Origin of the sequence: Streptomyces lydicamycinicus (genome assembly GCF_000829715.2) — a bacterium.
GTDB classification, from domain to species: Bacteria; Actinomycetota; Actinomycetes; order Streptomycetales; family Streptomycetaceae; genus Streptomyces; species Streptomyces lydicamycinicus.
In genome coordinates this window covers 314,034-332,281 of the sequence record NZ_BBNO01000002.1, presented here as the reverse complement: position 1 = coordinate 332,281, position 18,248 = coordinate 314,034, and the positions used below count along the sequence as shown (strand labels likewise).

Annotated in this window: 22 protein-coding genes; 4 read left to right on the top strand and 18 right to left on the bottom strand. The window is 71.5% G+C overall.

What is annotated here, in order from left to right; genetic code table 11:
- Position 1: 1 nt before the first annotated feature.
- The 8 genes from TU31_RS06835 to TU31_RS06795 all read right to left on the bottom strand — a co-directional run bounded on the left by TU31_RS06835 (position 2) and on the right by TU31_RS06795 (position 6,179).
- Positions 2 to 718, bottom strand: coding sequence for a hypothetical protein (locus tag TU31_RS06835; protein ID WP_042150694.1), 717 nt, complete (start codon positions 716 to 718; stop codon positions 2 to 4).
- Positions 715 to 1,416, bottom strand: coding sequence for an RNA polymerase sigma factor (locus TU31_RS06830; RefSeq protein ID WP_042150693.1), 702 nt, complete (start codon positions 1,414 to 1,416; stop codon positions 715 to 717). Before TU31_RS06830 ends, TU31_RS06835 begins: the two co-directional genes overlap by 4 nt.
- Before the next feature lie 31 nt (positions 1,417 to 1,447).
- A complete protein-coding gene (locus TU31_RS06825) occupies positions 1,448 to 1,954 on the bottom strand; it encodes an LPXTG cell wall anchor domain-containing protein (RefSeq protein WP_158894278.1) in 507 nt (168 codons plus the stop codon).
- A gap of 297 nt (positions 1,955 to 2,251) precedes the next feature.
- Positions 2,252 to 3,475, bottom strand: coding sequence for a GTP-binding protein (locus TU31_RS06815; protein ID WP_042150689.1), 1,224 nt, complete (start codon positions 3,473 to 3,475; stop codon positions 2,252 to 2,254).
- 5 nt (positions 3,476 to 3,480) lie between these two features.
- On the bottom strand, positions 3,481 to 3,651 hold the full coding sequence (gene rpmF, locus TU31_RS06810; RefSeq protein ID WP_042150687.1) for a 50S ribosomal protein L32: 171 nt from the start codon (positions 3,649 to 3,651) through the stop codon (positions 3,481 to 3,483).
- Positions 3,652 to 3,873: 222 nt separating this feature from the next.
- Complete coding sequence (locus TU31_RS06805; protein WP_042150684.1) at positions 3,874 to 4,929, bottom strand: NAD(P)-dependent alcohol dehydrogenase; 1,056 nt, start codon at positions 4,927 to 4,929, stop codon at positions 3,874 to 3,876.
- A gap of 146 nt (positions 4,930 to 5,075) precedes the next feature.
- Positions 5,076 to 5,423: a hypothetical protein gene (locus TU31_RS06800; RefSeq protein ID WP_042150682.1), complete on the bottom strand. Its 348-nt coding sequence runs from the start codon at positions 5,421 to 5,423 to the stop codon at positions 5,076 to 5,078.
- 186 nt (positions 5,424 to 5,609) lie between these two features.
- On the bottom strand, positions 5,610 to 6,179 hold the full coding sequence (locus TU31_RS06795; protein ID WP_042150680.1) for a PadR family transcriptional regulator: 570 nt from the start codon (positions 6,177 to 6,179) through the stop codon (positions 5,610 to 5,612).
- A gap of 136 nt (positions 6,180 to 6,315) precedes the next feature.
- Between TU31_RS06795 and TU31_RS06790 the strand changes: the two genes are divergently transcribed.
- Positions 6,316 to 6,747 (top strand): nuclear transport factor 2 family protein, encoded by a 432-nt coding sequence (locus tag TU31_RS06790; RefSeq protein WP_042150678.1) that lies wholly within the window; start codon positions 6,316 to 6,318, stop codon positions 6,745 to 6,747.
- A 110-nt stretch (positions 6,748 to 6,857) separates the two neighbouring features.
- Here the strand turns inward: TU31_RS06790 and TU31_RS06785 are convergent, their stop codons facing one another.
- Together TU31_RS06785 and TU31_RS06780 are read right to left on the bottom strand one after the other, a co-directional pair.
- Entirely contained in the window at positions 6,858 to 7,064 is a 207-nt protein-coding gene (locus TU31_RS06785) for a ferredoxin (protein ID WP_042150676.1), read from the bottom strand.
- A gap of 119 nt (positions 7,065 to 7,183) precedes the next feature.
- Positions 7,184 to 8,446 carry a cytochrome P450 gene (locus tag TU31_RS06780; RefSeq protein WP_245698441.1) on the bottom strand — a complete coding sequence of 421 codons (1,263 nt, stop codon included), beginning with the start codon at positions 8,444 to 8,446 and terminating at the stop codon, positions 7,184 to 7,186.
- A 310-nt stretch (positions 8,447 to 8,756) separates the two neighbouring features.
- Between TU31_RS06780 and TU31_RS06775 the strand changes: the two genes are divergently transcribed.
- Positions 8,757 to 9,254: a MarR family winged helix-turn-helix transcriptional regulator gene (locus tag TU31_RS06775; protein WP_042150674.1), complete on the top strand. Its 498-nt coding sequence runs from the start codon at positions 8,757 to 8,759 to the stop codon at positions 9,252 to 9,254.
- A gap of 175 nt (positions 9,255 to 9,429) precedes the next feature.
- Here the strand turns inward: TU31_RS06775 and TU31_RS06770 are convergent, their stop codons facing one another.
- From TU31_RS06770 to TU31_RS06745, 6 genes are all read right to left on the bottom strand, one after another.
- Positions 9,430 to 10,590 carry a flotillin family protein gene (locus TU31_RS06770; protein WP_042150672.1) on the bottom strand — a complete coding sequence of 387 codons (1,161 nt, stop codon included), beginning with the start codon at positions 10,588 to 10,590 and terminating at the stop codon, positions 9,430 to 9,432.
- 11 nt (positions 10,591 to 10,601) lie between these two features.
- Positions 10,602 to 10,853: an NfeD C-terminal domain-containing protein gene (locus TU31_RS06765; RefSeq protein WP_042150670.1), complete on the bottom strand. Its 252-nt coding sequence runs from the start codon at positions 10,851 to 10,853 to the stop codon at positions 10,602 to 10,604.
- 195 nt (positions 10,854 to 11,048) lie between these two features.
- Positions 11,049 to 11,711: a peroxiredoxin-like family protein gene (locus TU31_RS06760; protein WP_042150668.1), complete on the bottom strand. Its 663-nt coding sequence runs from the start codon at positions 11,709 to 11,711 to the stop codon at positions 11,049 to 11,051.
- Positions 11,708 to 12,325 carry a TetR/AcrR family transcriptional regulator gene (locus tag TU31_RS06755; protein ID WP_042150666.1) on the bottom strand — a complete coding sequence of 206 codons (618 nt, stop codon included), beginning with the start codon at positions 12,323 to 12,325 and terminating at the stop codon, positions 11,708 to 11,710. Before TU31_RS06755 ends, TU31_RS06760 begins: the two co-directional genes overlap by 4 nt.
- Positions 12,326 to 12,567: 242 nt before the next feature.
- Positions 12,568 to 14,097 (bottom strand): IPT/TIG domain-containing protein, encoded by a 1,530-nt coding sequence (locus tag TU31_RS06750; protein ID WP_052718837.1) that lies wholly within the window; start codon positions 14,095 to 14,097, stop codon positions 12,568 to 12,570.
- A 231-nt stretch (positions 14,098 to 14,328) separates the two neighbouring features.
- Positions 14,329 to 14,787: a nuclear transport factor 2 family protein gene (locus TU31_RS06745; RefSeq protein WP_042150665.1), complete on the bottom strand. Its 459-nt coding sequence runs from the start codon at positions 14,785 to 14,787 to the stop codon at positions 14,329 to 14,331.
- A 95-nt stretch (positions 14,788 to 14,882) separates the two neighbouring features.
- Here TU31_RS06745 and TU31_RS06740 point away from each other — a divergent pair, with 95 nt between their 5' ends.
- Both TU31_RS06740 and TU31_RS06735 read left to right on the top strand, forming a co-directional pair.
- Positions 14,883 to 15,482 carry a TetR/AcrR family transcriptional regulator gene (locus TU31_RS06740; protein WP_042150664.1) on the top strand — a complete coding sequence of 200 codons (600 nt, stop codon included), beginning with the start codon at positions 14,883 to 14,885 and terminating at the stop codon, positions 15,480 to 15,482.
- A gap of 122 nt (positions 15,483 to 15,604) precedes the next feature.
- A complete protein-coding gene (locus TU31_RS06735) occupies positions 15,605 to 16,003 on the top strand; it encodes a hypothetical protein (protein WP_042150663.1) in 399 nt (132 codons plus the stop codon).
- Positions 16,004 to 16,109: 106 nt separating this feature from the next.
- On the opposite strand, the gene rocD is transcribed toward TU31_RS06735, so the two are convergent.
- Complete coding sequence (gene rocD, locus TU31_RS06730) at positions 16,110 to 17,345, bottom strand: ornithine--oxo-acid transaminase (RefSeq protein WP_042150662.1); 1,236 nt, start codon at positions 17,343 to 17,345, stop codon at positions 16,110 to 16,112.
- Positions 17,342 to 18,166 carry a dimethylargininase gene (gene ddaH, locus TU31_RS06725; protein WP_245698440.1) on the bottom strand — a complete coding sequence of 275 codons (825 nt, stop codon included), beginning with the start codon at positions 18,164 to 18,166 and terminating at the stop codon, positions 17,342 to 17,344. The genes rocD and ddaH overlap by 4 nt, the downstream gene beginning before the upstream one ends.
- Positions 18,167 to 18,248 lie beyond the last annotated feature (82 nt).

Below are 18,248 nucleotides of genomic sequence, written 5' to 3'. Positions count from 1 at the left end.
CTCAACTCGCGGACGTGGTGGGGGAGGTGCTCCGGTCGCCGCCTTCCGGGGTGGGGGTGGGTGACGGGGGTGTGGAGGGCGGCGGGTTGGTGCCGGAGGCCCGGCCGTCCGGGCGGCCGGACTGCTGGGCCGTGGCGGGGGCCGTGGGGGCATCCCGCGGCGGCCGGGACGGGTCGGGAGCGGCGGGCGATGAGCCGGAGGGACCAGCGGTCCGGTGGCCGCCCGTCCGCGACTCGCTCGGCGACGGCGTGGTGCCCGGTTCCGTAGGCGTCGGGTCCGGTGACGGGCCGACGGAGTGCGGCGGCCGCGCGGGCAGCGGCCGGTCCGGCGGGCCGTCGGGGGCGGTCGCCAGATAGCCGAGCGCAACGGCGGCGGCCGCGGCGGCCGCCGCCAGCGGCAGCCCGAAACGGCGCAGCCAGGGCCGCCGCGGACCGAGCAGCCGGCCGCGGCGCGCGGCGGGTCGCGGGGGCGCGGCGGGCCGCAGATCCCGGATGCCGATGCTCTCGGCGCGGGCCGCGAAGGCCCGCCGCAGCCGGTCCTCCACGGGGCGCCCGGACGCCATGCCGTCGGGGCCGGGGCCGGGGCCGAGGTCGAGGCCGTGGCCGGGGCCGGGACCGGATCCAGGGCCGGGGCCGCCGGGTCCGACACCGCCGCCGTCTCCCGGGCGGTCCTCCGGGGCGTCTCCGGTGCGGCCGAATCCCGTGCCGGGGCCGTTCATGACCGCGCCTCCAAGATCTTCTCCAGCGAGTCCAGGGCGCGGCTGGCGAGGGACTTCACCGCGCCGCGGCTGATGCCCAGTGTCGTCGCGATCTGCGCCTCCGTCAGGTCGCCCCAGTAGCGCAGTACGAGCACCTCCCGACGGCGGGCGGTTAGCCCGCTCAGCGCGGCGAACACCTCCCGGTGCTCCTCGTCCAGCACGATCCGCTCCTCGGCGGACGGCGCGTCCGCCTCGAAGGGCGGGGTGTAGTCACGGGCGGTCCGCCGGCGCCGTAGTACCGAACGGGCCGCGTTGACCACCGCGGTGCGCAGATAGGCGAGCGCGTTGTCGACCTCGTCGAGCTGTTCGCCGTGCCGCTTGTAGAGCGCGGCGAACGCGTCCTGGACGACGTCCTCCGCGGTGGCCCGGTCGTCGACGAGCAGCACGGCCAGCCGGACCATGGTCAGCCGGTGGGCGTGGTACAGCTCGCTGATCGTGGGCGCGGGTTCGGGTGGCGCGGCGCCCTCGCCGTCCGGCAACCGGGGCCGGGAGCCGACGGGTTGGCCGTACGCGGCCGGCACGGGCGAGTGGCCGGGGCGCGGGGTTTCGCGGTGGGCGGCCGTCGCGCGGGCGGTGCGCAGCAGCCACCGCCACAGGGCAGGCCGGCGCCCCGGCAGGGCGAACCGTACCGGGGCGTGCGGGGCGGCGGAGTACTCCATCGCTTCCTTCGGCGGGGCCTGGTGCGGTGGCTCAGCCGCGCCGGCGGCGGACCGCGTAGACGGTGCCGCCGCCCGCGGCGATCAGGGCCGCGGCGACGCCGCCGAGCGCCATGGTGGTCGTGTCGGAGGCGCCGGTGCGCGCGAGTTCCTTCCCGCCTCCCTGCCCGTTGGCGGGGGTGGGCTTGCCGGGGGAGGACGGCTCGGCGCCGGGGTGCGGCGGGGTGTGGCTCGGACGCGGCGGCTGCGTCGGGCCGGCGGAGGGCTGCGGGGCGCCCGGGGAGGGCGGGGCGGTGGGCTCCGGGGTGACGCTGGTGCCGGGGGTGGGCCGCGCACTGCCGTCGGTCGGCTGCGCGGACGGGGTCGCCTGGGACGGGCGCGGGGACGGGGGCGTGTGGTTCTCGGCGTGCGCGGTGCCGGCCGACAGCGCGGCCAGGGCGAGCGCCGCGACCACTCCGGCGCCGGCCGCACCGCGCAAACGGGGGCGGGCGGCGGACGGCCGGGCGGCGGAGGTGGTGCGGACGGTACGGGTGGACTTCACGGTCGGCTGCTCCACGTTCTTCGACGGGGCGGCGCCGGATGGCGCCCTCACCCCTGACGACGTGCGGCGGGGGCGGGGGTTGCCGGGCGGCGCGAAAAATCTTCCGCCGGGCCCGCGCCCGCCCGCCGCCGGGCCTCAGCCCACGCTCTGGAGCAGCTTCTCCACGGCCTTGACCCGGTCGCCCAGCTCGGCCAACTGCGCGCTCATCGCCTCCTGCTGGGCGGTGACCCGCTCCGCGAGCCCGCGGTACTCGGCGAGCGCCGCGGCCTCCGCGCGCGTGGCCGGGCCGTAGCCGCGTCAGCCGGTGAGCGGCACCGCCGGGTGGTCCGCCGGACTCTCGTGGTCGCAGAGATCCCCGGTGCCGTGGACGTCCCAGGCCGGGAACGGGTCGTCGGCGCTCGTGGGCGCGGGCTCGTCGGGGTCGAGGAGGCAGGCGGTCAGCGCGGTGTGCAGCGGCGCGGCGCGCAGACCGGTGCCGATGAACACCAGCTCCTGACCGGCCGGGCCCGGCTCCGCACCGTGTGCCGGGCCCGACTCCGTACGCCCCTCGTCCACGCCCGACGGCTCGAAGCGGGCGACCGAACCGGCCTGGGACCACAGCCCGGTGACGCCGGGGCGGGTGGCGAGCCGGAAGAAGCCCTTGGAGCGCAGGATGCTGCCGAAGGCGCCGCTGTCGAGCTGTTCGGTGACGAAGTGCCAGAGGCGGGCCGGATGGAAGGGGCGCTCGGCGCGGAACACGGTGCCGGTGATGCCGTACTCCTCGGTCTCCGGGACATGGTCGCCGTTGAGTTCCCGTACCCAGCCCGGCGCCTGCTGGGCGCGCTCCAGGTCGAAGCGGCCGGTGCCCAGCACCTCGTTGGGTGCCACCACGCCGTGCCGGGCCGTGACGATACGGGCGGCCGGGTTGAGCCGGGCCAGCGTCGCCCGCAGGCGTTCCGCGGTCCCGGCGTCGACCAGGTCGATCTTGTTGAGCACGAGGACATCGGCGAACTCGATCTGGTCCATGAGGAGATCGCTGACCGTGCGTTCGTCGTCCTCGTACTGGTCGAGGCCGCGTTCGGCGAGGCCGTCGCCGCCGGTGAGTTCGGGCAGGAAACCGGCCGCGTCGACGACGGTGACCATGGTGTCCAGGCGCGCGAGCTCGCCGAGCGTGGCGCCGTCGTCGCGCGGAAAGGCGAAGGTCGCGGCGACCGGCATCGGTTCGGAGATGCCGCTGGACTCGATCAGCAGATAGTCGAAGCGCCCCTCGCGGGCCAGCCGGTCGACCTCCTCCAGCAGATCGTCGCGCAGGGTGCAGCAGATGCACCCGTTGGTCATCTCGACGAGCCGCTCCTCGGTGCGGGACAGGGCCGCGTCGCCCCCGCGCACCAGGGCGGCGTCGATGTTGATCTCGCTCATGTCATTGACGATGACGGCGACGCGCAGGCCCTCCCGGTTGCCCAGGATGTGGTTGAGCAGGGTCGTCTTGCCGGCGCCGAGGAAACCGGAGAGGACGGTGACGGGCAGCCGGGGGTGCGCCATGGCCGTCAGCCCTTCGGATCGATCAGGCCGAGCCGGTAGGCCTTCACCAGGCGGCGCGGCACCTGGTACACGGAGCCGTCGACGGTGACCGGCACCAGCTGGGGCGTGCTGGCCTTCCACTGGGCCCGGCGGTGGCGGGTGTTGCTGCGGGAGAGCTTGCGCTTGGGTACGGCCATGGGGCGGGCCTCCTACGGGACGGGCGGGTGCCGGCACGGTGCGCCGGCGGATGTCGTCGGAGGCTATATGGAAATGGATGCCATTTTCAATTGAGCTGCGATGCGGGGAGGCGGAACGCGGGCCGCCCGGTCCACCGAAGGCCGCGCACGCGCCCGCCCGGGGCGGCCCGTGGCAGGCCACCCCGGGCGGCGGTGCGACCGGGCGGAAAGCTCCCGACGGCGTCAGATCGTCGCGGTGTCGATCACGAAGCGGTAGCGCACATCGCTCGCCAGGACCCGCTCGTACGCCTCGTTGATCCGGTCCGCGCCGATCACCTCGATGTCCGCGGCCAGCCCGTGCTCCCCGCAGAAGTCGAGCATCTCCTGGGTCTCCGGGATGCCGCCGATCATCGAGCCGGCGATCGACTTGCGCTGCGGTATCAGCGCGAACGGCGCGACCGGCAGCGGATTCTCCGGTGCGCCGACCTGCACCAGCGTGCCGTCGGTGCGCAGCAGCCCGAGGTAGGCGTTCAGATCCAGGTTGGCCGAGACGGTGTTGACGATCAGGTCGAAGGTGCCCGCCAGCTCCTCGAAGGTCGCCGGGTCGGATGTCGCGTGGTAGTGGTCCGCGCCCAGCCGCAGACCGTCGTCCTTCTTGCGCAGCGACTGGCTCAGCACGGTGACCTCCGCGCCCATCGCATGCGCGATCTTCACGCCCATGTGGCCGAGGCCGCCCAGGCCGACGATCGCGACCTTCTTGCCGGGGCCGGCCTGCCAGTGGGCGAGCGGCGAGTAGAGGGTGATGCCGGCGCACAGCAGCGGGGCCGCGGCGTCCAGCGGGATGCTCTCGGGGATGCGCAGGGCGTAGTTCTCGTCGACGACGATATGGGTGGAGTAGCCGCCGTAGGTGGTCTCACCGTCCCGGCCGGTGGCGTTGTACGTGCCGACGTTGCCGAGCTCGCCGGTGCAGTACTGCTGAAGCCCGGCACGGCAGTTCGCGCACTCCCGGCAGGAGTCGACGAAGCAGCCGACGCCGACCCGGTCGCCCGCCCGGTAGCGGGTGACCTCGGCGCCGACCTCGGCGACCACACCGGCGATCTCATGGCCGGGGACGATCGGGAAGGCCCCGCCGTCGCCCCACTCGGCGCGCACGGTGTGGATGTCGGAGTGGCAGATACCGGCGTACTTGATGTCGATCAGGATGTCGTGGGCACCCAGCTCGCGGCGCGGAATCGTGGTCCGCTCCAGCGGTGCTTTCGGGGCGGGTGCGGCGTACGCGAAGACAGAGGTGTGGGTCATGCCACCGAGCCTGCGTCGTTCCGCGCGCCCGGACCAGTGCCCCCTTCAACATATGCATGGTGTGCCTAGCACTGGCGGAACCACCCTCCGGGGCCGGCCGGGGGAGGGGCGGCCGCCGGCCGTGCGCTCCGGCGGCCGGCGTCGGATCAGGCGAAGACCACCGACCGCACCTTCAGCCGCTCCGAGCCATGGCCGCCGTTCGGCCGGAGCGTGAAGTAGTCGCCGGTGCAGTCGACGCCCGTGAACAGCGTGGCGACGGACGCGGTGTAGTTCTTCGGGGTGTGCGCGGGCGGTACGGCCGGATCGGCCACCTCGGGCAGGGTGATGCATACCCGGCTCACCGGGTCGGGCAGCAGCCCCACATGCGGAGTGCCGGTCTGGTCGGTGTAGACGTAGGTGAAGGGGCCGGTGGCCGCGCCCGCCGGGGAGGCGGGCAGGGACAGGGTGAGCGCGAGCGCGCTGACGGCGAGGGCGGCGGTGTGACGAAGACGCATACAGACATTCCTTCCGTTCCGGTTCTGTGCGGAATGTGTGCTTCCCGGCCTTCCGCCCGGTGATGTGCGTCGTCACACGAAGGAGTTGCGGCGAAACGATCCCTCGGTGGTTGTTCGGGGCAGGGTCCGGGGTTCGGGCCGGGCCGGGTGGGGGCCGGGTCGCCTCCGCCGCGCTGGGCAGGGGCGCTAGGGCTGCTGCCCCCCGTCGTACCGCGCCCGCAAGATATCGGCGCTCCGCTCGCACCAGTCGCGGGTCTCCCGTTCGAAGGACAGACCGCGCAGACAGGTCAGATACGGGCCGAGCCGCGTGCCGTGCGCCAGGAACTCCGCCTCGTCCCGCCCGCCGCGCAGCCGCACCGCCAGCTGTTCGAGGATCTCGGCCTTGGCGGCGGCGGTCCGGGCCCGCGCGGCCAGTTGCTCGATCACCGGCGCGGCCTCGATCCGGTCCACGGCCTGCACCTTGACCAGCAGATCGTCGCGGATGAACGACGGCTTGGCCGTGGTCGCCGCGAACCGCTCCAGCTCGGCCAGGCCCTCCTCGGTGACATGGAACAGCCGCTTGTTGGGCCGGGTCTCCTGGATCACCTGGCGGCCGGCGACCAGCCCGTCCGCCTCCAGTTTGGTCAGCTCCGCGTAGAGCTGCTGCGGCAGTGCGTGCCAGAAATTGGCGACCCCGGCATCGAACGCCTTGGCCAGCTGATAGCCGCTGTACTCGCCGTCCAGCAGCGCCGCCAGCACCGCGTGCCTGAGAGCCATGTCCGGCCACCCCTTCCCATACTCAAGAATATGACTAATCATAGTCGCGACTATGAGGGCGGGGTCCATCGCCGCGGCCGGGGTAGGGGCCGAGGCCGCTCGGACCGCTGCCCGGCCGAGGCGAGGAGGAAGAGTCATGGGGACGACCGCGGACCGCTTCAAGGTGGCGGTGGAGGCAAAGGAACTCGACGCGGTGGAGGAGCTGTTCACCGAGGACGTCCGTCTCTACAGCCCGGTGAAGTTCACGCCCTTCGAGGGGCGGCCGATGGTGCTCGGGCTGTTCGGGGTGCTGCTGCGCACCTTCGAGGACTTCCGCTACGTCGGCGAGCTGACGGGCAGCGCACAGACGGCGGCGGGCCCGGACGGCGGCTCCGCCGACTCCACCGTCCTGATCTTCCGGGCCACCGTGAACGGCAAGGAGATCCACGGCATCGACCTGCTTCAGTTCGACGAGGCGGGCCGGATCAAGGAGTTCACGGTGATGGTGCGCCCGCAGTCCGCGGTGCATGCGCTGGGCGAGGCGGTGCTGGCCGGGCTGGTGGAGGACGGGCTGGCGCCCCAGACGTAGGGCGGCCCAGGCGTGGGGCGGTCCGGCCGGGTGGCCTCGGGGGATTGGCGGCCGCGCCCGGCCCCGCCCCGATCACGGCTGCCGTGGCGGGGCGGGCCCGGAGAAGCCGGCTAGACCTGCTCGGTCTGCTCGACCGTGATCGCCGCGGCCGGGCAGATGGCCGCGGCCTCGTGGACCGCGTCGTGCAGCGCGGCCGGCGGTTCGGCGTCGAGCAGCAGCACGATGCCGTCCTCCTCGCGCTGGTCGAACACCTCCGGCGCGGACAGCACACAGCTTCCGGCGCCGCAGCACTTGTCCTGGTCAATGTGTACGCGCATGGTTCTCTCCAAGAGGGGCCGGCCGGCCCGTGACGGCCGTGGACGGACGGGCTGGAACGGGATGAGGGATGGAACGCGATGACGGGAAGGGCCGGGGCGGTACTGCCGTGCGCGGGTGCTCACCACGCGACGGGCAGCGCGTGCACCCCGTAAATCCCCATGTCATGACGGAACGGGATGTCCTCGAAGGGAATGTCGAGCCGCAGGTTAGGCAGCCGGCGCAGCAGGGTTTCGAGGGCGATCTGGAGCTCCACCCGGGCCAGCGGCTGGCCCAGGCACTGGTGGACGCCGAAGCCGAAGGCGATATGACGGCGGGCATCGCGGCCGACGTCGAGTGCGGCGCCCCCGGGGAAGATCTCCTCGTCGCGGTTGGCGGTGTTGAGCACGCACAGCACCCCCTCGCCGGCGCGGATGGTGCGGCCGCCGATGGTGACGTCCTCGTCGGCGATCCGCGGGAGACCGTTGTGGACGATCGTCAGATAGCGCAGCAACTCCTCGACGGCCCCCTTGATCAGCGAGGGCTCCGCGCGCAGCCGCGCCAGCTGGTCCGGGTTGCGCAGCAGGGCGAGGGTGGACAGCGCGGTCATGTTGGCGGTGGTCTCATGGCCCGCGACCAGTAACAGCCGTCCCATGGAGGCGATGGCCGCGTTATCGAGTTCGCCGCGGGCGACCAGCCGGCTGACGATGCCGTCATCGGGCTCACGCCGTTTGGACTCGGCGAGCCGGCTCAGGAAGTCCTGAAGCTCCTGCTGCGCGACGTGTACCTGCTCGGCCGTCGACCGCAGGCTGAGCAGCACGCTGCTGTGCTTCTGGAAGAACTCGTGATCGTCGTAGGGGACACCGAGCAGCAGACAGATCACCAGTGACGGCAGCGGCAGCGCGAACTCCGCGACCAGGTCGGCCGCGTGCCGCCCCTCGGTCATCCGGTCGAGCAGCTCGTCGGCGATGCGCTGCACCTCGGGGCGCAGCGCCGCCATCTTCTTCACCATGAAGTCGGCGGTGAGCATCCGTCGCAGCCGGGCGTGCTCGGGGTCGTCCTGGCGGATGAACGACGGGTTGCCGGTGGCGAATTGACGTGCGCCGGCGGTCAGGAACGGGAATCCCGGGCGGGTCGCATCCGCACTGAACCGCGGATCGCCGAGCACCTCCCGTACGTCCTGATGCCGGGTCACCAGCCAACAGGAGGAGCCGTCCCACAGCGTGGCCCGGGTGACCGGCTCCTCCCGGTGGGCCCGTGCGATCTCGGGTGCCGGGTCGAAGGGGCAGCCGGTGGCCCGTGCGCCGGGGACGGCGATGGGGGAGCGACCGGTGTCCGGTCCGGTGCTCGGTCCGGTGCTCGGTCCGGTGTCCTGCTCCCACTCGATGCGTTCTGTAGTCGTCATTCGGCTGGTCCTTCCACGATCGGGACACGGCAGTGCCGTGGCGAACGGTGCGGGTGGCGCCACTCCTTGACGGGACATACGAACTCGGCGGCCGGCTCGGCGGCCGCGGTGACCAGCGGCGATCACTGTCGGCGACAGCTAGTTACCTAACTTAAGCAACTAAGTTGTTCTACGCTAACCCACCCTTGGAGGGGGCGGGAAGGGGCGAACGTGGCGCGCACGAGGTTGGCTCAAACCGAGCCGACGCCCCTACGGAACGGGCAGGTCACGGGGCGGATCGCCGCACCGTGCGGGCCGCTAAAGTGCCTGCATGCCGGACCCCGGAAGAGACCAGGACCCCACCGTCGCCCTGCAAAGAGTGCTGGCCACGCTGTCCTACCTGCTCACCCGCTCCCGGGCGCACGAACGCCAGGCGGCCGAGGCGGGCGTCACGGCGGCACGCTCCGATCTGTGGCTGCTGATGGCCCTGGAGGACAGCGGAGGCATCAGCAGGGTCGGTGATCTGGCCGCCCTGCTGATGGTCGAGCCGCCGCATGTCACCCGCCAGATCAGCCAGTTGGAGTCCCAGGACCTGGTCGAACGGACCCCGGACTCCCTGGACCGCCGCGCCCGCAAAGTGGCGATCACCCCGCATGGCAAGGCCGTCCTCAACCGTCTGCAACAAACCAGCCAGGCCGGCCTCCACGAGGCCCTCGCCGGATTCGACGACACCGACATCGCCACCACCGTCGCCGTCCTCAACCACCTGGTGGCCTACGCCCGCCGGAAGCACACGGAGGAGGAGCGACAGCGGAGGCGGGGGATGTGAGGGGGGCGGGGTGGGATGTGAGGGGGCCGGGGTGTGAGGGGGCGGGGTGCGGTGCCGGCCCTTACGTGGCGGGCGCCGGGGCGCGGCGCGCCTCGTAAGGGAGCCTCGGCGGGCTTCTGCCTCTCTGCCCCTGCCCCCGTCCGCGTCCCCGTTTCGCCCCGCCCCTTCGCTGCTGCTACTCGATCCCGACCCGGCCGCTGTGGGCGTTGGCCGTTCCTGAGCCGCCTTTCTTGTCGGTGCTGCTGTCCTGACCGTCGGGGGTGCCGAGGTTGCGGCGGACCGAGTCGAGGATGGTCAGGCCCTGGCCGACCAGTCCGGCGGCGATCTCGCCGAGACCGTCGGTGCCGTTGAGGACATTGACGTTGGCGTTGGCCAGGCCCGCGGAGGCCTCCTTGACGATCTGCGGGAGCTGGTCGATGAGCATCCGGTCCAGGGCCACCCGGTCGTGCGAGGCGGCGGCCTCGGCCTGGATCTTCATCCGCTCGGCCTCGGCCAACGCCAGCAGCCGGATCCGCTCGGCCTCCGCCTCGGCGGGCTTGACCACCTCGGCCACCAGCTCCTGCTGCCGCAACCGGGCCGCGCGCTCGGCGAGTTCGGTCTGGGCAGCGAGGACTTCCTGCTGCGCGTGTGCCTGGGCGAGCGGGCCGGCCTGGGCGGCGTGGGCCTGGGCGCGGTCCACCTCGGCGTTGTACTCGGCCTGGACCACGGCGGTCTGCCGGGAGTACTCGGCCTGATTACGCGCGGCCTCCTGCTGCGCCTCGACCGAAGCCTGGGTGGCCTGGGCCTGGGCGATCTGTGCCTGCCGCTGGATGGCGGCCTTGTGCGGGGCGGACATCGCCTCGATATAGCCGGTCTCGCCGTCGTCGATCGACTGGATCTGCAACGAGTCGACGATCAGACCGATCTTCGCCATCTCGGTCTTGGACGTTTCCAGGACCTCGGTGGCCAGCTTCTGCCGCTCGGTGACGATCTCCTCGACCGTCATCGAACCGATGATGGAGCGCAGATGACCGGCGAAGATCCGGCCGGTCAGTACCGACATCTGGTCCTGGTCGGACAGGAACCGCTGACCGGCGTTGACCACGCTCTCGGTGTCGTTGCCGACCTTGAACGCGATCACGGCGCGGACGGTCAGCGCGATGCCCTGCCGGGTCACACAGGTTTCGGCGACCTCCGCCTCACACATCGCCAGGGTCAGAAAGCGGACCTTGCGAAAGACCGGCAGCACGAACTTGCCGTGCCCGGTCACCACTCGGAATGGCGCGCCCCCTTGTCCACGCCTGCCGCCCGAAATCAGCATGGCTTGATCGGGGGCAGGAACGCGGTAACCGAACATTCTTTGTCTCCTCAGCCTGCGTCGCCGGCACCGCCGGTCAACGCGTCCAACGGATCGGCCCACTCCATGACGTCGACCTGGCGACTGCCACGGGACTCGATGACGAGCACGGTCGCCCCTACCGGAAGGGGCTCGGCGGACCAGGCGAGAAAGGCCTCGGAGCCGCCCCTGATCCGCACCAGAACCTCACCGGGACCGGCAGCCCCACGAGTGCCGATCAGAAGCACTCCCGTACAGCCGATCACGGCATCGTCCTGTGCCATCGGCGGCTGCCCTCCCCCGTTTACGTTCCTGGAAATTCGACCTTAGCGCTCCGTTGCGCGGCGGCCTACGGGGGGAGGGCGGCGAGTTGGGCTATCGGTTCGGCCCGTCAATTTCTCGTAAAGAAGGGAACCGAATGCCGCAAAGAAGGGAACCGAATGCCGAATGCGGTGCGGAATTTCCGGCGGCCGGTGCTTTCAGTGCGCCGTGGGGCGGGCGTCGAGGGCGGCGAGGATGTCGGACGGTTCGGCGCGGGCGGTGTAGTCGGTGTCGACGAAGGACCAGCGGATGGTGCCGTCCTGGTCGATGACGTAGGTGGCGGGGACGGGCAGGGTGCGCGGATGTCCGCCGTTGACCCGCTGGAGGTCGAAGCCGAAGGACTCGTAGACGACGGCCAGGTCGTCGGGCAGGTCGAAGCTGAGGCCGAACTGCTTGGCGGTGTCGCAGCCGAGGTCGCTGAGGACGTCGAAGGCGAGCGCGTGCTTCTCGGCGAGGGTGAGGGACTCGTCGGGGATCTGCGGCGATATGGCCACCAACTGGGCGCCGCGGGCGGTGATATCGGCGTGGTGCTGCTGGAGGAGACGCAGGGCGAAGTTGCAGAAGGGGCACCAGGCGCCGCGGTAGAAGGTGAGCACGACCGGGCCCGCCGACAGCAGACCGTCCAGCGTGACGGTGCGACCGGTCGAGGTGGGGAGGCTGAAGCCCGGGGCGGTGTCTCCGGTCCGCAGGGCGCGCTCGGCCAGTCCGGAGGCGGCGAGCTCACGGCCGGCCCGGTCCATCACCGCGCGCTCGGCGTCGGGGATCTGGATGTGGGGGTAGTGCTCGCGCAGGAAGGCGGTGAGTCCGTCGGCGTAGCTCATTGCGGGGGTTGCTCCTGAGGTGTGAGAGGGGCGCGCAGTGGCGCGAGGGCGGCGGCCACCGTGTCGGTCAGTGTCTGGGCGTCGGCACCGGCACGGGAGCGCAGATTGACGCCGTACGCGAGGGTCGCCAGCACGGCGGCGGAGGCGTCGAGATCGCAGGACGGCTGGAGTTGCCCCAGGTCGGCAGCGTTGGTCAGGGCCGCCCGCATGGCTGACTGGAGCATGTGGTGGTGGTCTTCGAGCAGTGTGCGGATGCCGGTGTCGGCGCACTCCGGGCCGGCGTAGGCATTGGTGACCATGCAGCCCCAGCCGGCGACCGGGCCGGAACAGCGCACCTCGATCAGCCCGGCGAAGAACTCCTCTATCGAGGTCAGCCCCGCGGAGGCCTGCGCCAGGTGAGCGAAGGCCGGTGTCGAGTGCTGCGCTATATAGCGGTCCAGCGCCGCCGCGTAGAGACCGTCCTTGTTGCCGAAGGTCGCATAGAGGCTGGAGCGGCTCACTCCGGTCGCGCTGACCAGCGCCTGGATGCCGGTCGTCGGCAGCCCGTGCCGCCAGAAGACCTGGATCGCTTCGTCGAGCACGATCTCGGGGTTGAAGTGCTTGATGTCGGGCATGGCTGTGCTGCTCGTTTCGCCGTCACCGGAGGAAGGAACGCAGGGTCGCTCGGTCCCGCTCACGTATCTTGGAACGGTCATTCCAAGATACGCCGACTGCCCTTCCCTGCCAAGGAGTTGGGTAAATCGACCGGGGGAACTTCTGGAGCCTGGCCGTCCGGTTCCGGGGGGCCGGCGGTGGGCACGTACGGGGGGCGCTCCCGTAGGTGCCGCTGGGTGGTCAGGCCGGTGAACTGGCGGGATCAGGGCTCGATGACCGGTGCCGTGTCGCTGGACGGCGACAGGATGGCCGTCGGGGTGGCCGCGCCGGCGAAGCTGACCTCGTAGCCGCCGTTGAGGAGGATGAGCGTCAGGGTGAGCGTCTCGTTCACCCGGGCGACGCCTTGGGCGTCGGTGTTGGCGATGCCCAGGACGTTGCTGCCGGCCTTGAACAGGATCGGCTGGTTGGGCACCGGAAGGCCGGTGACCTGGTCGGTCAGCGTGGCCGTCAGGAACGGGAAGTACACGTGCGGCGGGAACAGCTTCGTCAGCGCCGGGGTCGCGGTCAGCGAGGTGGCGTGGACGGGGACGAAGTAGGTGAAGCCGCCCACCAGAGTGGTGCTGCCGCCAGGGGTGGTGACGGTGACGTCCGCGGGCCCCGGCACTCCGGGCGGAGTGGTCGCGGTGAGCTGCGTACCGGTGGCGTTGACGGTCACGCCGGTCGCGGGGTTGCCGCCGATGTCGACGCTCGCCCCGGTCAGGTTGGTGCCGGTGATCGTCACCACCGTGCCGCCCGTGACGGGCCCCGAGTTGGGGGTGATGCTGCTGATCGTCGGGTCGAACTGGATGACGCTGACACTGGCCCCGGCGATGTTGGTGACGTAGACCTTGTTGTTGGGCGCGACCACCAGGGCGATCGGCTGGCTGCCGACGGGGATCGGGGCGCCGATGGTGGTGTTGGTGGTGGTGTCGATCACCGACACGTTGTTCGAGCCGCGGTTGGCCGTGTAGGCGTTGCCGTCGGGGCCGACCGTGATGCCCCACGGGTTGGTGCCGACGGGGATCGTGGTCGCGATCGTGTCCGTGGTCGTGTCGATCACGGACACGTTGTTCGACCCGATGTTGGCGACGTAGGCGTCCCCGCTGGGGCCGATCGCCACGAAGTTCGGCTGATTGAAGCCGGGGATCGTGGTGACGACGGTGGCGGTGTTGGTGTCGATCACCGTCACGCTGTTGCCGTTCCGGTTGGCGACATAGGCCTTGCCGTTGGGGGCGACCGCGATCCCGACCGGGCCGCTGCCGGTGGGGATCGCGGCGCCGACGGTGGTGTTGGTGGCGGTGGAGATCTCCTGCACGCTGTTCGCCCCGAAGCGGCTCACGTAGACGTTGCCGCTGGGGATGACCGCCGCCGCGGCGGGCCCGCCGCTGAGCGCGATCGTGGTGAGGACGGTGCTGGTGGCGGTGTCGATCACCGTCACGTTGTTGGAGATGTTGTTGGGGACGTAGGCGTTGCCGTTGGGAGCGACGGTCAGCCAGGCCGGTGTGGTGCCGGTGGGGATCGCGGCGCCGATGACGGTGTCCGTGGCGGTGTCGATGGTCTGCACATTGCTCGACCCGGAGTTGGCGACGTAGAGGTCGCCGTTGGGGATGAACGCCAGCCCGACCGGGTTGCTGCCGACCGGGATCGTCGTGACGGCCAGGAACGTCACGGGCGCCGCCGTTGCCCGCACCGGGCCGGGCGAGGTGGCCGGCTCCAGCAGAGTCTGCGCCGGTGCCAAGAGATTCGTGCTCATGTGGACCCCTTCTGTGGGGGGCCGTCCGGAGATCCCGCTCCGGGGCGCCACAACCACAGGCCCGACGTCGCAAAAAAGCGATGGGCCGCGCATCCCCGAGGAGGGATGGGCAGCCCATTGGTCGGTCGATTCCTTGCTTCCCACGCCGAGGGGCGGCGAAACCTCCGCCTTGTCTACGTTTCGCGGCTTCTCCCAGCCTTTACCCAGGGGGAGTTGTCCGGCGCCGGGCGGTCAGCGGAACGGAAGCGGGTGGCCACGCTCCTCCTCCGCCCGTGGTCCGAAGATGCGCCGGTCCGCCTCCGTGATCGCGACGTCGTGGATTCCTGCCTCCCGGCGGCGCATCAGCCCGTCCGCGTCGAACTCCCACAGCTCGTTGCCGTAGCTGCGCCACCACTGCCCGGCCGCGTCATGGCACTCGTACTGGAAGCGCACCGCGATCCGGTTGCCGCTGTACGACCAGAGCTCCTTGCGCAGGGCGTAGTCCAGCTCCCGGGCCCACTTCCGGCGCAGGAAGGCGACGATCTCGTCGCGGCCGGTGAGGAAGGTGTCGCGGTTCCGCCAGACCGAGTCCTCGGTGTAGGCGAGGGCGACCCGCTCCGGGTCGCGGGTGTTCCAGGCGTCCTCGGCCGCCTGCACCTTCTGCCGTGCGCCCGGCTCGTCGAACGGGGGGAAGGGTGCGCGTGGCGCCATGGCGGACTCCCTTTCTCAAGAGCGGAGAACGATCGTTCTCTCTTGGTCGGCTAGTGTAGAGAACGACCGTTCTCCTGGAAAGCCCCGGAAGTGCCATGGACCTCGACGAAGCCCGTACGCGGATACTCGACGCCGCGGAGAAGCTGTTCTACGACCGCGGCATCCAGTCCGTGGGGATGGATGAACTCCGCACCGCCGCAGGGGTGTCGCTCAAGCGCCTCTACCAGTGCTTCCCCGCCAAGCACGACCTCGTCGAGACCTACCTGCGCCGGCGCGACACCCGCTGGCGCACCGCACTCGCCGAGTACGTCGACGCGCACGCCGACGGCCCCGCGGGCCGGCCGCTCGCGGTCTTCGACTGGCTGGGCGAGTGGTTCGCGGAGGACGGCTTCCGCGGCTGCGCCTTCCTCAACGCGTGCGGGGAGCTGGGGGCGACCTCCGACCGGGTCGGCCGGGTCGCGCGGGAGCACAAGGAGGCGCTGCTGGCGTATGTGACCGGTCTGGTGCGGGCGGTGCCGGTGGCCGAACCGGAGGCGTTGGCACGGCAGTTGGTGCTGCTGATCGACGGGGCGATCGCCGGGGCCGCGCTGATGGGTGAGCCCGGCGCCGCCCGGCAGGCCCGTACCGCGGCCGCCGTGCTCATCGAGGCGGCGGGGTGTGGCGGTGCGAACGGGGTGCCGCACAAGGGAAATTGAGGGCACGTGAGTTCGAATATCGACTAAGATCAACTACGTGCACGCGGTGCCCGCCACGCCCCATTCGTGGCGGGATTTTTCGCGTCTTCGCCCGTACTCCGAGGAGAGGACTCCCCCCACACATGACCCGTTCGAAGCTGCTCCGCGCCCTGACCGTCGCCGGAACGATCGCGCTGAGCGCCGTCGCCACCACCCCGGCCGCGCACGCCGCCGCGGACGCCTGCACCCATGACTGGTCGGGTCCGCAGATCTGCATCGCGGCCGACGGCCAGAACGGGACGGCCAACCCCGGTCACGTCACCGCTTCCTGGACCAACCCGCCCAAGAGCCGGAAGTCCGCGACCGTCTACCTCTACCAGCCGGACGGTTACACCTACTCGTTCAAGGCGAAGCGGTCCGGCGGCGAGATCGTCGGCCACACCGTCCCGGGCATCCAGTCCGACGGGAATCTCTGCGTGCGGTTCAAGGGCAGCTCGCACAAGGCGTGCATCGACATCCGCAACCGTAACGGCTCCTTCTAGGGGCCACAGGGGCCGGACGCACGGGCAACGGCCCAGGACGCGGAGCGGCCGCGGCTCGGACGAGCCGCGGCCGCTCCGTGCGTGCCGAACTGAGCCGGGTGCCGGGTCAGCCCAGCGCCCGCTCCAGGCTGCCCAGGGCCGACGTCAGTTCCCCGTCGGTGATGGTCAGCGGCGGGGCCAGCCGGATCGTCGAGCCATGGGTGTCCTTGACCAGCACACCTTCCTTCAGCAGGCGTTCGCTGATCTCCCGGCCGGTGCCCAGGGCGGGGTCGATGTCGACACCGGCCCACAGGCCGCGGGCCCGGAAGCCGGTCACGCCCTTGCCGGTCAGCGCGGCCAGGCCGTCGCGGAGTACGGCACCGAGTTCGGCGGCGCGGCGCTGGAACTCGCCGGTGGCGAGCAGCTCGATCACGGCCGAACCGACCGCCGCCGCCAGCGGGTTGCCGCCGAAGGTCGAGCCGTGCTGGCCGGGGCCGAGCACGCCGAGCACCTCGCGGCGGGCGACGACCGCGGAGACCGGGACGATGCCGCCGCCGAGCGCCTTGCCGAGCAGCAGCATGTCCGGCACCACGGACTCGTGCTCGACCGCGAGGGTGGTGCCGGTGCGGCCCAGCCCGGACTGGATCTCGTCGGCGATGAACAGACAGCCGTTGCGCCGGGTCAGTTCGCGTACGCCGGTGAGGTAGCCGTCGTCGGGGATCAGGACGCCCGCCTCGCCCTGGATGGGCTCGATCAGCACGGCGGCCGTCGTCTCGTCCAGGGCCGCCTCCAGCGCGGCGAGGTCGTTGTAGGGGACGGTGCGGAAGCCGGGGGCGAAGGGGCCGAAGCCGACCCGGGCGGTGTCGTCGTCGGAGAAGCCGACGATGGTGGTCGTCCGGCCGTGGAAGTTACCGCCCGCCACCACGATCGTCGCGCGGTCCGCCGGGACGCCCTTGACGTCGTACGCCCACTTGCGGGCCACCTTGATGCCGCTCTCCACCGCCTCGGCGCCGGTGTTCATCGGCAGCACCATGTCCAGGCCGGTCAGCTCGGCGAGGCCCTCGGCGAAACCGGCGAGCCGGTCGTTGTGGAACGCCCGCGAGGTGAGGGTGAGCTGGTCGAGCTGACGGTGCGCGGCCTCGATCAGGGCCGGATGGCGATGGCCGAAGTTGAGCGCCGAATAGCCGGCCAGCATGTCGAGGTAGCGGCGCCCCTCGACGTCCTCGACCCAGACCCCTTCGGCGCGCGCGACCACCACGGGAAGCGGGTGGTAGTTGTGCGCGAGCACCGGGCTCTCGGCCTGGATGAGCTCCGCGGACGAACGGGGAGCCTGGGCCGGGACGGTACGGGTGGGAGCGGTCATGAGCGGATCTCCTGGGTGCAGCACTTGATGCCGCCGCCGGCCTTGTGGAACTCCGACAGGTCGACGGGGACGGGGACATAGCCGTGCGCGCTGAGCTGAGCGATCAGGCCGGTCGCCTGCGGGGCGACGAAGACATGGCGGCCGTCGGAGACGGAGTTGAGGCCGAAGGCCATGGCGTCCTCCCGGGTGGCGAGCACCGCGTCGGGGAACAGCCGCCGCAGCACCTCACGGCTGCCGGACGAGAACGCCTCGGGGTAGTAGGCGATATGCGCCTCGCCCGTCTCCGGCGATTCGTCGAGCACGAAGAGCGCGGTGTCCAGGTGGTAGAAGTACGGGTCCACCAGCTGGAGGCCGATCGTCGGCATGCCGAAGAACTCCTGCACCTCGCGGTGCGCCGCCGGGGTGGTGCGAAAGCCGGTGCCGGCCAGGATGAAGCGGCCGGCCGGGACGAGATCGCCCTCGCCCTCGCACGGTGACTCCGGCCGGTAGACGTCGTAGCCGGCCGCCTTGAACCAGGTCTCGTACTCCGTGGACTCCGGCCGCCGCTGCGGGGCGTGGAAGTGCGAGCCGAAGACCCGGCCGCCCACGACCAGCGCGGAGTTCGCCGCGAACACCATGTCCGGCAGGCCGGGCACCGGGGGCACCGTCTCCACGGTGTGCCCATGGGCGCGGTAGGTGCCCATCAGCGTCTCCCACTGGCGCCCCGCGAGCGCGGTGTCCACGGGCACGTCGGCCCGCATCCATGGGTTGATCGCGTAATGCACGGCGAAGTGTCTGGGCTCGCAGACCAGATAGCGCCGGGGGCGCGACACACGACTCATCGGCACGGGACGATCCCTTCGCTCCTCGGGCAATGCGGGGTGACCAGGGGTCACAGAGCGTCACCCCGAATGCTTCCAAGGT